This window comes from Streptomyces sp. 13-12-16 (assembly GCF_002114215.1).
GTDB lineage: Bacteria > Actinomycetota > Actinomycetes > Streptomycetales > Streptomycetaceae > Streptomyces.
This window is the reverse complement of record NZ_NCTE01000530.1, coordinates 1-11665: the sequence shown is the minus strand read 5'-3', so window position 1 is coordinate 11665 and position 11665 is coordinate 1. Positions and strand designations below refer to the sequence as shown.

At 71.8% G+C, this 11665-nt stretch carries 8 protein-coding genes; 5 read left to right on the top strand and 3 right to left on the bottom strand.

The genetic code is table 11. The annotated features are described in order from the left end of the window. Positions 1-2118: 1,4-alpha-glucan branching enzyme (gene glgB / locus B7767_RS21450; RefSeq protein WP_085573634.1), on the top strand; the 2118-nt coding region annotated here is incomplete at its 5' end. Between the two features lie 109 nt (positions 2119-2227). Next, positions 2228-3346 carry a glutamate--cysteine ligase gene (locus tag B7767_RS21445; RefSeq protein WP_085573633.1) on the top strand — a complete coding sequence of 373 codons (1119 nt, stop codon included), beginning with the start codon at positions 2228-2230 and terminating at the stop codon, positions 3344-3346. Positions 3347-3351: 5 nt separating this feature from the next. Here B7767_RS21445 and B7767_RS21440 read toward each other — a convergent pair whose 3' ends face one another. Beyond that, entirely contained in the window at positions 3352-3585 is a 234-nt protein-coding gene (locus tag B7767_RS21440) for a DUF6480 family protein (RefSeq protein WP_085573635.1), read from the bottom strand. Between the two features lie 153 nt (positions 3586-3738). Here B7767_RS21440 and B7767_RS21435 point away from each other — a divergent pair, with 153 nt between their 5' ends. Both B7767_RS21435 and B7767_RS21425 read left to right on the top strand, forming a co-directional pair. Then, on the top strand, positions 3739-5643 hold the full coding sequence (locus B7767_RS21435; RefSeq protein WP_085573632.1) for a long-chain fatty acid--CoA ligase: 1905 nt from the start codon (positions 3739-3741) through the stop codon (positions 5641-5643). Positions 5644-6028: 385 nt separating this feature from the next. After that, on the top strand, positions 6029-6463 hold the full coding sequence (locus B7767_RS21425; protein WP_085573630.1) for an ATP-binding protein: 435 nt from the start codon (positions 6029-6031) through the stop codon (positions 6461-6463). A gap of 2 nt (positions 6464-6465) precedes the next feature. Here the strand turns inward: B7767_RS21425 and B7767_RS21420 are convergent, their stop codons facing one another. Both B7767_RS21420 and B7767_RS21415 read right to left on the bottom strand, forming a co-directional pair. Beyond that, entirely contained in the window at positions 6466-6897 is a 432-nt protein-coding gene (locus B7767_RS21420; RefSeq protein WP_085573629.1) for an ATP-binding protein, read from the bottom strand. Continuing rightward, positions 6894-7265 carry a hypothetical protein gene (locus tag B7767_RS21415; protein ID WP_085573628.1) on the bottom strand — a complete coding sequence of 124 codons (372 nt, stop codon included), beginning with the start codon at positions 7263-7265 and terminating at the stop codon, positions 6894-6896. The genes B7767_RS21420 and B7767_RS21415 overlap by 4 nt, the downstream gene beginning before the upstream one ends. A gap of 331 nt (positions 7266-7596) precedes the next feature. Between B7767_RS21415 and B7767_RS21410 the strand changes: the two genes are divergently transcribed. Beyond that, on the top strand, positions 7597-11595 hold the full coding sequence (locus tag B7767_RS21410; RefSeq protein ID WP_085573627.1) for a HAMP domain-containing protein: 3999 nt from the start codon (positions 7597-7599) through the stop codon (positions 11593-11595). Positions 11596-11665 lie beyond the last annotated feature (70 nt).

Here is an 11665-nt window from a genome sequence, read left to right as displayed (position 1 = left end):
CTGGCGGGCGCCCACCACGATCCGCACGCGCTGCTCGGCGCCCATCCGGTGCCCGGCGGGATCGCCTTCCGCGCCCTGCGCCCCTTCGCCCGCGAGGTGGGCGTCGTCGTCGACGGCGCCCGCACCCCGCTCGTGTCGGAGGGCGACGGCCTGTTCTCCGGCGTACTGCCGCTGGACGCGGTCCCCGCGTACACGCTGACGGTGGCCTACGGCGACGACGAGGCCGTCGAGACGCACGACCCGTACCGGTTCCTGCCCGCGCTCGGCGAGTTCGACCTGCACCTGATCGGCGAGGGCCGGCACGAAGAGCTGTGGACGGCGCTCGGCGCGCACCCCATGACCCACCAGGGCGTCACCGGCACCCGCTTCACGGTGTGGGCGCCGAACGCGCAGGGGGTGAGGGTCGCCGCCGACTTCACCCACTGGGACGGCACGGCGTTCCCGATGCGTTCGCTCGGCTCGTCCGGGGTGTGGGAGCTGTTCCTGCCCGGTGTCGGCGAGGGCACCTGCTACAAGTTCGAGATCCACTCCCGCTACGGCCACCGGTTCCTCAAGGCCGACCCGATGGCGCGGCGCACGGAGGCGCCGCCGAACACGGCGTCCGTCGTGACGGCCTCGCACTACGAGTGGGGTGACGCCGAGTGGTTCGCGCGGCGGGCCGAAACACCCGTGCACGAGGCGCCGTTCTCGGTGTACGAGGTGCACCTGCCGTCCTGGCGGCCGGGACTGACGTACCGCGAACTCGCCGAGGAGCTCCCGGCCTACGTCAAGGACCTCGGCTTCACCCACGTGGAGCTGATGCCGGTCGCCGAGCACCCCTTCGGACCGTCCTGGGGATACCAGGTCACCGGCTTCTACGCGCCGACCGCGCGGCTGGGCACCCCGGACGACTTCAAGTACCTGATCGACGCGCTGCACCGGGCCGGCATCGGCGTGATCATGGACTGGGTACCGGCGCACTTCCCGAAGGACGACTGGGCGCTGGCCCGGTTCGACGGGGACCCGCTGTACGAGCCCGGGGACTCCCGGCGCGCGGAGCACCCCGACTGGGGGACGTACACCTTCGACTTCGCCCGCACCGAGGTGCGCAACTTCCTGGTCGCGAACGCCGTCTACTGGTGCCAGGAGTTCCACATCGACGGACTGCGGGTGGACGCCGTCGCCTCCATGCTCTACCTCGACTACTCGCGCGAGGACGGCGGCTGGGAGCCGAACGCCCACGGCGGCCGGGAGGATCTGGCGGCGATGGCGTTCCTGCAGGAGATGAACGCCACCGTGTACCGGCGCTGCCCCGGGGTGGTGACCATCGCGGAGGAGTCCACGGCGTGGGGCGGGGTGACCCGGCCCACCGACACCGGCGGTCTCGGGTTCGGCCTGAAGTGGAACATGGGCTGGATGCACGACTCGCTGGAGTACGTCTCCCACGAGCCGGTGCACCGCAAGTACCACCACCACGAGATGACGTTCGCGATGGTGTACGCCTACAGCGAGAACTACGTGCTGCCCATCTCGCACGACGAGGTGGTGCACGGCAAGCAGGCGCTGGTGTCGAAGATGCCGGGCGACTGGTGGCAGCGACGGGCGAACGTGCGGGCCTACCTCGGTTTCATGTGGGCCCACCCCGGCAAGCAACTGCTGTTCATGGGGCAGGAGTTCGCGCAGGGTGCCGAGTGGTCCGAGAAGACCGGCCCGGAGTGGTGGCTGCTCGACGACGGGTACCACTCCGCGGGCGACCACCGCGGGGTGCGGGACCTGGTGCGCGACCTCAACACCCGCTACCGGGCGACCCCGGCGCTGTGGCAGCGCGACACCGACCCGTCCGGCTTCCGGTGGGTGTCGGTCGACGCGGCCGACGACAACGTCTTCGCGTTCCTGCGGTACGACACCGAGGGCCGGCCGCTGCTCGCGGTGTCGAACTTCTCCCCCGTGGTCCGGCACGACTACGCCCTCGGTGTCGGCGACGACGTGATCGCCTGGCAGGAGGTCCTCAACACCGACGCCGCGCACTACGGCGGCGGGGACGTCACGAACCCGGACCCGGTCAAGCCCGAGGACGGCACCGTACGGCTCACGCTGCCGCCGCTCGCGACGATGTGGCTGACACCGGTCGCCCTGTGAGAGTCCGGCGACGCCGCCAGGTGTCCGAGGCCCTCACCGGGGCATTCGGGGTCGTACGACCGAGGACTTCTCGGCGTCGTCACGGCAGGTCACAGAAGGGCGGCATCAGGTGCGCACCGTCGGAGTGGAGGAGGAACTCCTCCTGGTCGATCCGGAGAGCGGGGAACCGCGGGCGATGTCCGGGGCGGTGCTCGCCCGCGCCGCCCGGGACGGCGCGGAGCAGGACGTCTTCGAGAAGGAACTGCACGAGCAGATGCTGGAGTTCGCCACGCATCCGCAGTCCTCGATGGAGAGCCTGCACGCGGAGATCGTCCGCTGCCGGGAGGAGGCCGCCGGGCACGCCGGGAAGATCGGCTGCACCGTCGCCGCCCTCGCCACCTCGCCGCTGCCGGTCAGTCCGGCCATCGGCGTCAACCGGCGGTACCAGTGGATGGAGGAGCAGTACGGCATCGCCACCCGGGAACAGCTCGTCATGGGCTGCCACGTCCACGTGTCCGTCGAGTCCGACGAGGAGGGCGTCGGGGTCGTGGACCGGCTGCGGCCCTGGCTGACGGTGCTGGCGGCGCTGAGCGCGAACTCGCCGTTCTGGCAGGGCAAGGAGACGGGGTACAACAGCTACCGCAGCCGGGTCTGGCAGCGCTGGCCGTCCGCCGGTCCGACCGAGACGTTCGGCTCGGCCGAGCGCTACCACCGGCGGGTCGCCGACATGGTGGCCACCGGCGTCATCCTCGACGAGAAGATGGTCTACTTCGACGCCCGGCTGTCCCAGCAGTACCCGACGGTGGAGATCCGCGTCTCCGACGTCTGTCTGCACGCGGAGACGGCGGCGCTGATCGCCACCCTCGCCCGCGCGCTGGTGGAGACCGCGGCACGCGAGTGGCGGGCCGGCCGGGAACCGGCGGACCCCGGCGTCAGCCTCCTCCGGCTGGCCGCCTGGCAGGCGGCCCGGGCAGGACTGACGGGTGAGCTGCTCCATCCGGAGACCATGCGCCGCATGCCGGCCGAGACGGTCGTACGCGGCCTCCTCGACCACGCCGCCGAGGCCCTGGAGGCCACCGGCGACCTGGAGCGCGCCCGCGAGGGCTGCGCCCGGCTGCTGCGCGACGGCAACGGGGCGCAGGTGCAGCGCGCCCTGCTGGAACGCACGGGAAGCCTGAGGAACGTCGTCACGGAGTGCGTACGGCACACCCAGGGGGCGGGGCGTACGGGGGCCGCTCCTCTCGGGTAGGGGCGTCAGATCATGAGGATGATGGCGTAGACCAGGAAGAACGCCGCGATCAGCGCCACGAGGACGAGGATCGCGGTCATCGGGCCCTTGGCCCAGCCCTTGGTCGGGTTGTGCGTCTCCCGGGGGCCCGCCTCGGGCATGCTGCTCTCCGCGGGCGGGGTCTCGCCCGGGGGGACGCCGCCGCCCGGTTCGAGGCCGGTGCTGCGTTCCGGATCGGGATCTGGGTTGACGTAGCTCATGCCGTCCGGGTCCCCCGAAAGCGCCGAGATCATCAGTGCGGACACACTTGTCGCGATCCCGGCGTGCGGGCGCTCCGGCTCGGCTACATTCAGGCACCGCCGATGACGGTGCCCATCGGTCGAGTCACAGCCCGTACACGTCAGGAGCAGTGCATGCGCGACCTCGCTCTCGCTCCCCCGTCCGCCTCGCCCCTGGCCGGCGGCCTCGCCGACAGCCTCTTCGAGACGGCGGCCGAGAGCCCCGGCCTGCCGATGCTCGCCCACCGCTCCCATCCGGCCTCCGCCACCTGGGAGCAAATCACCGCCCTCGAATTCCGCGACGCGGTGGTCGCCCTGGCCAAGGGTCTGGTGGCGTCCGGGATCTCGCCCGGCACGCGGGTGGCGATCATGGCGCGCACCCGCTACGAGTGGACCCTCCTGGGCCACGCCCTGTGGACGGTGGGCGCCGAGGTCGTCCCCGTCTATCCGACCTCCTCGCGCGAGCAGGTGGAGTGGATCCTGCGGGACTCCGGCTGTGTGGCCGTGCTGGTGGAGGACGAGCAGGGCGTGATGACCGTCGGGTCCGTGTGCGCCGCGCTGCCGGCGCTGCGGCACGTGTGGCAGCTGGACGCGGGCGCGCTGGACCAGCTGGTGGCGCGCGGCGAGTTCATCCCGGCGGCCACGGTCGACTCGATGCGCCGCATCGTCCTGCCGGACTCCACGGCCGTCGTCGCCTACACCTCCGGCACGTCCGGCCACGCCATGGGCTGCGCGCTGAGCCACCGCGGCCTGGCCTTCATGAGCGACACCCTGCTGGCGGGCTGGGGCCACGTCGCGGCGCCCCCCGGCGAGCAGGCCGCCGTCCTCGCCTTCCTGCCCTTCTCCCACGTCTACGGTCTGATGATCCAGGTGCTGTGCGTGCGCGGCGGGCTGCTGATGGGGCACGAACCCGACATCGGCGGGGAGTCCCTGTCCTCGGCCCTGCGCACCTTCCGGCCCACCTATCTGTACGCCGTCCCGTCGCTGCTGGAGAAGATCTACAAGAACTTCCTGCGCTCGGCGCAGCTCTCGGGCCGCGGCGCCCTGTTCGAGCGGGCGGCCGGCACGGCACAGGACTTCGCCGCCGCGCTGGAGCGGCAGCGGCTGGGCCTCGGCTCCGGGCCCGGCCTCGACCTGCGGCTGCAGCACGCCCTGTACGAGCGCACGGTCTACCGCAGGCTGCGGGCCACTCTGGGCGGCCGGGTGCTCCGGGGCACCTCCGGGGGGTCGACGCTCAACCGCGACCTCTCCCTCTTCTACGAGGGGATCGGCGTCTACGTCCACGACGGCTACGGGCTCACCGAGACCAGCGGCGGGGTGACGATGCAGCCGTTCGGGCGGGAGAAGTCCGGCACCGTGGGGCAGGCGCTGCCGGGCACCGAGATACGGGTGGCCGACGACGGGGAGATCCTGGTGCGCGGACCGTCGGTGTTCCAGGGGTACGTGGGTGACGAGGCCGCCACCCGGGCCGTGCTGCGCGGCGGCTGGCTGGCCACCGGCGATCTGGGCCGGCTGGACGCCGAGGGCTACCTCACGATCACCGGCCGCAAGAAGGACATCATCATCACGAGCAGCGGCAAGAGCGTGGCGCCGGCGGCCCTGGAGCAGCGGCTGCGGATGCACCCGCTGGTCCACCAGGCCGTCGTCGTGGGCGACAACCGGCCGTGCGTGGGCGCCCTGATCACGCTGGACCCGGAGTTCCTCAACGACTGGCGGGCGGCGCTGTCCCTGCCGGGCGACGCGCCGGCCCGGGAGGCGCGGGAGGAGAACGCGTTGCGGGAGGAGGTCGCGCGGGCGGTCGCCGCGGCCAACAGCAGCGTGTCGCGCCCGGAGTCGATCCGGGTGTTCCGGGTGCTGCCCGAGCCGTTCGACGTGGCCAACGGGCTGCTGACGCCGTCGATGAAACTGCGCCGGGACGAGATCGTGCGGCGCTACGCGCTGGAGATCGACGCGATGTACCACTCCCGGACGCGTCCGGGCCGGACCCCGGTCGTGGACGAGTCGTCGAGCTGGGACGACTCGGACAACGTCTTCCGCTGACGGCCCGGGCGGGGCCGGGACCCGTCCGGACCTCCCCGTCGTCCGCCGGGGGGGGGGGCGCCTGCGCGCGAGCCCGGTCCGAGCGCGGAAAGAACGTGCGACCGCAGGACACCGGAGCCCCCTCGACGGGGAGGGGCCACGTGGGCGGTTCGGCAACGTGGCCGGGGGGTGCCCCCTTCCGGGGGAGTGCGTGCCGGGTGCCGCGCGGCGGGCGGGACGGACGTCGTCGGGCGGGCTCCCGGAGCCGCTGCCGGTCGGTGACGGGTTTGTCACCGGGCGGGCACGGGCATGCGGGCGCGTAGGCTCCGCCCGCACGGGAACCCACAGTTCGAGGGGGCGCAGACGCGAGGACGACTGCCCCGGACGACGGGGCCTGGAAGGCGAGATGGCACGCGAGCCGCGTAGGGACAGGACACTGGCTGCCGAGGACATCACGAGCCGCATCGCCAGCTTCCCGGGGGAGCTGCACGATGTGACGGACGCACGCCTGGTCGCGGAGGAGTTCCTCTTCGACCTGGCCCGGGTGTCGGCGCCGTCGGCTCCGGAGCACTGGGACGACATACTCCTGGTGGTCACGGAGCTGGCCGCCAACGCGGTGCAGTACGCGCCGGGCCCGTTCCAGCTGCGTCTGCGCAGGACGTTCGACGGGGTGCACGTGGTGATGCACGACACCAGCACCACCGAGCCGGCCCCGCGGCCCTTCCACCCCAACCGCGGCGGCGGCGGCATCGGCTGGCACCTGATCCACACGCTGTGCGACCAGGTCAGCGTCGTCGGCAACGACCAGGGCAAGGACATCCACGTCTTCCTGCCCTGGTGAACCTAGGCCGGCGCGTCGCGCAGGGGGACCAGCACGCTGACGGTCTTGCCGCCGCCGGGGCGCCTGCGGACGTCGATGTCCCGTGCCAGCCGGATCACCAGGGGCCAGCCGTAGCCGCTGCCGCGGTGCACGGCCGGCAGCTCGCCGGTCCCGCCGGCGGCCTCGGGGATGACGTCGCTGTGGTCGTGGACGGAGATCCGTACGCCCTCCCCCGTCGTCCGCACCTCGAAGCCGGCCAGTCCCCCGCCGTGCAGGATGGCGTTGGTGACCAGTTCCGACACGACGAGCGAGAGGTCGATCATGTCCTGCTGGTGCGGGGTGCGGCCCTCGGAGTCCCAGCGCGCCCGCACCGTCGCCTCTGCGTGCGCCCGGGCGCCGGCGGCGCTGCGCACCCCCGTGCCGTCGGCCGGACGCGTCTGCCGCGCGGTGCTCACCCGGTGGGGCTCTCGCGCGTCGGCAGCCGGTGATAGTAGTCACCGACCGCGGTGAGGTAGGCGGGGTCCATGGTCTCGCTGTCGGTGCGGAACCGGGGCGCCGCCTTCACCTCGGCCCTGGTGCAGGCCAGCGTCACCTGGCGTTCCCCGGCGTGGACGGCCGCGACGACGCCGACCGGCACCAGGAGGCTGCGGCCGAACACCCAGACCCCGGTGTCGACGACGAGGTGCCGCATGCCGTGGTGGTCGGCCTGCCGGTCCACGTGGCCGATGGTGCCGTCGCTCGCGACGACGGTGTAGTCCGTGAGGTCCTGCCCCTGGACCTGGTCCAGGTCCGGCGCGTACGACCAGATGCTGTCGATGGGCACTGCTCCTTGCCTCCCCGATGACGGTGGATCCCCTGGGCGTCGCCCAGCTCCACAGCAGCAAATACCCGTCAGGCGCGCGCGCATTCGAAAGGCACGGACCGAAACCGCGCGCCGGCACCACGGGTCTTCGCGCGCTCCGGAAAATTTGGACGAGTACCCCTCATGAGCCGGAACATGCGTGCGGTCCGGGATTTTCGCGGATCGATTCCCACGGTGGTGCCACGCTTTGTTCCGCACCCGCGAGTTGGGTTAGCCTTCGGCGTATTTTCTCATCGCGCACATCCGTGAACTGCGGAAACGCGCACTGACTCTGGTCGGAACGAGGGTGCGCATGACCAGCAAGAGCACCGAGGGGACCGAGGCGACGCCGGGGGACCAGGAGCTGAGGCGGCTCCTGGCGGGGCTGACGGCCGTACGGGACGGGGACTTCGGCACCCGGCTGCCGGACGACGCGGACGGCCTCATGGGGGACATCGCCAAGGTCTTCAACGGGATGGTGGACCAGCTGTCGGTGTTCACCTCCGAGGTGACCCGGGTGGCCCGCGAAGTCGGCACCGAGGGGGCGCTGGGGGGCCAGGCGCAGGTGCCGGGGGTCTCGGGCACCTGGGCCGACCTGACGGACTCGGTGAACGCGATGGCGGGCAACCTCACCGCGCAGGTCCGCTCCATCGCCCAGGTGACGACGGCGGTCGCCAAGGGCGACCTGTCGCAGAAGATCACCGTGGACGCCCGCGGCGAGATCCTCGAACTCAAGAACACCATCAACACGATGGTCGACCAGCTCTCCGCCTTCGCCGACGAGGTCACCCGCGTCGCCCGCGAGGTCGGCACCGAGGGCCGCCTCGGCGGACAGGCCGACGTACAGGGCGTGAAGGGCACCTGGCGCGATCTCACCCACTCGGTGAACTTCATGGCCGGCAACCTCACCGGCCAGGTGCGCAACATCGCGCTGGTGGCGACGGCGGTCGCCAAGGGCGACCTGTCGCAGAAGATCACCGTGGACGCCCGCGGCGAGATCCTCGAACTCAAGAACACCATCAACACGATGGTCGACCAGCTCTCCGCCTTCGCCGACGAGGTCACCCGCGTCGCCCGCGAGGTCGGCACCGAGGGCCGCCTCGGCGGACAGGCACAGGTGCGCGGTGTGTCGGGCACCTGGAAGGACCTCACCGACAACGTCAACGTGATGGCGTCCAACCTGACCGGTCAGGTCCGCTCCATCGCCCAGGTGGCCTCCGCGGTGGGCCGGGGCGACCTGTCGCAGCGGATCAGGGTCGAGGCGGCCGGGGAGGTCGCGGCGCTGGCCGAGGTCATCAACACGATGGTCGACACGCTGTCGGCCTTCGCCGACGAGGTCACCCGCGTCGCCCGCGAGGTCGGCACCGAGGGCCGCCTCGGCGGCCAGGCGCACGTGCCGCATGTCGCGGGCACCTGGAAGGACCTCACCGACAACGTCAACTCCATGGCCAACAACCTCACCGGCCAGGTGCGCAACATCGCGCTGGTGACGACCGCCGTGGCCCGGGGCGACCTGTCGAAGAAGATCGACGTCGACGCGCGCGGCGAGATCCTGGAGCTGAAGACGACCATCAACACGATGGTCGACCAGCTCTCCGCCTTCGCCCAGGAGGTCACCCGCGTCGCCCGCGAGGTCGGCACCGAGGGCCGCCTCGGCGGCCAGGCGGAGGTCGAGGGCGTCTCCGGGACCTGGAAGCGGCTCACGGAGAACGTCAACGAGTTGGCGGGCAACCTCACCCGGCAGGTCCGGGCGATCGCCGAGGTCACGAGCGCCGTCGCCGAGGGCGACCTGACCCGCTCCGTCAACGTGGAGGCCTCCGGCGAGGTCGCCGAACTCAAGGACAACATCAACTCGATGGTGGAGTCCTTGCGCGAGACCACCCGGGCCAACCAGGAACAGGACTGGCTCAAGACCAACCTCGCCCGGGTCTCCGGTCTGATGCAGGGCCACCGCGACCTGTCCGTGGTCGCCGAGCTGATCATGGACGAGCTGGTGCCGCTGGTGTCGGCCCAGTACGGCGCCTTCTATCTCGCGGAGGACGCCGACGGCGGCCCCGAACTGCGGCTCGTCGGCTCCTACGGCTACCCCGACGACGACGGCCGGCCCACCCGCATCGCCTTCGGCCGCACCCTGGTCGGCCAGGCCGCGCGCAGCCGCCGCGCCATCACGGTGGACGAGCTGCCGCCGGACTACGTCACCATCTCCTCCGGGCTGGGGCAGGTGGTGCCGACCGCGCTGGTGCTGCTGCCCATCGTGGTCGAGGGCCAGGTCCTCGGCGTGATCGAGCTGGCGTCGGTGACCCCGTTCACCCAGATCCACCAGGACTTCCTGGCCCAGCTGATGGAGACCATCGGCGTCAACGTCAACACCATCGTGGCCAACGCCCGCACCGACGAGCTGCTCGTCGAGTCGCAGCGGCTCACCGCCGAACTGCAGGAGCGCTCGGCGGAGTTGCAGAATCAGCAGGAGGAACTCCAGCACTCCAACGCCGAACTGGAGGAGAAGGCGGCGCTGCTGGCCTCGCAGAACCGGGACATCGAGGCGAAGAACCTCCAGATCGAGCAGGCCCGGCAGGAGCTGGAGGCGCGGGCCCAGCAGCTGTCGCTGGCCTCGAAGTACAAGTCGGAGTTCCTGGCGAACATGAGCCACGAGCTGCGCACCCCGCTCAACAGCCTGCTGATCCTGGCCCAGCTGCTCGCGCAGAACCCCTCGCGCAACCTCAGCCCGAAGCAGGTCGAGTACGCGCAGATCATCCACTCGGCCGGCTCGGACCTGCTGCAGCTCATCAACGACATCCTCGACCTGTCCAAGGTCGAGGCCGGGAAGATGGACGTCAGCCCCGAGCGGGTGGAGCTGCGCCGGCTCATCGAGTACGTCGAGGCCACCTTCCGGCCGATGACGATGCAGAAGAGCCTGGACTTCACCGTGACGACGGCGCCGGGCGCGCCGGCCGACCTGCTCACCGACGACTCGCGGCTGCGGCAGGTGCTGCGCAACCTGCTGTCCAACGCGGTCAAGTTCACCGAGCGGGGCGGCGTGGAGCTGCGCATCGAGCCCGCGCCGGACGACGAGGTCCCCAGCGGCGTGCTGCGGGGCGGGCCCGTGGTGGCCTTCCGGGTGCAGGACACCGGTGTGGGCATTCCCGAGCAGCACCTGGAGGCGATCTTCGGCGCCTTCCAGCAGGCTGACGGCACGACGAGCCGCAAGTACGGCGGCACCGGGCTCGGTCTGTCCATCACCCGGGAGATCGCGCATCTGCTGGGCGGCGCGGTGACGGTGGACAGCGTCGCGGGCCAGGGCAGCACGTTCACCCTGTTCCTGCCCGTGGCCCGGCCGGACTTCGAGGAGCTGCTGCGGCCCGGCGTGATCCCGGACGGGGAGCGGGGCGAGGCCCTGCCGGAGGTGCCGGCCCGGCAGCCGGCGGCGATCGAGACGGGGGCGTCGTCCGGCCGGCGTCCACGGCGGCTGCTCGTCGTGGAGGAGCGGCCCCGGGGGCTGCTGACCCTGGTCGCGGAGAGCGTGGTCCAGGACGTCGCGCACGGCGACGGCGCCTCCCGTCCGTCGGTCGACATCCTCACCGCCGTCGGCGCCCAGGAGGCGGCCGGCGCGCTGGCCGCCGATCCGTGCCACTGCGTGGTGCTGGAGCTCGGCACGGCCCAGGAGGAGGTCACCCGGTTCCTGGAGGCACTGCGGGGCGACTCCGCCCTGGCGAGCGTGCCGGTGCTGGTGCACAGCGGCCACCGTGTGGACGCGGCGGTCGAGGAGGAGCTGCGCTCCCGTGCCGAGGGCACCGCGCTGGAGTTCCTGTCCAGCCTCGACGAGCTGCGTGAACGCATCGCCCTGCACCTCTCCGCGGAGGAGCCCGGTGACGTGCTGTCGCTGGTGCGGCACGACGAGCCGCAGCGGCCGGCGCCGCAGACCGTCGTGGACGGCTCGTTCTCCGGCCGTACGATCCTCGTCGTCGACGACGACGCGCGCAATCTCTTCGCGCTCAGCGGGATCCTGGAGCTGCACGGCTTCCGGGTGCTGCACGCGGAGAACGGCCGCAAGGGCATCGAGAGACTGGTGGACAACCCCGACGTGGCACTCGTGCTGATGGACGTGATGATGCCGGAGCTGGACGGCTACGCCGCCACGGCGGAGATCCGCACCATGCCGCAGTACGCCGAGCTGCCCATCATCGCCGTCACCGCGAAGGCGATGCCCGGGGACCGGGAGAAGAGCCTCGCCTCGGGGGCCAGCGACTACGTCACCAAACCGGTCGACACCCAGGACCTGATCGCCTGCGTCCGCCGCTGGCTGCCGGTATGAGCGCCGGGGAGCAGACGGGCGAGCGGCTCGGCACGGCCCGGCTCGAGCGGCCGTCGGCCGGACCCGCCGG

Excerpts from the sequence above, each read along its gene's own strand:
- B7767_RS21440 (WP_085573635.1), bottom strand. The coding sequence starts at position 3,585 with ATGAGCTACGTCAACCCAGATCCCGATCCGGAACGCAGCACCGGCCTC.
- B7767_RS21435 (WP_085573632.1), top strand. The coding sequence starts at position 3,739 with ATGCGCGACCTCGCTCTCGCTCCCCCGTCCGCCTCGCCCCTGGCCGGC.
- B7767_RS21425 (WP_085573630.1), top strand. The coding sequence starts at position 6,029 with ATGGCACGCGAGCCGCGTAGGGACAGGACACTGGCTGCCGAGGACATC.
- B7767_RS21410 (WP_085573627.1), top strand. The coding sequence starts at position 7,597 with ATGACCAGCAAGAGCACCGAGGGGACCGAGGCGACGCCGGGGGACCAG.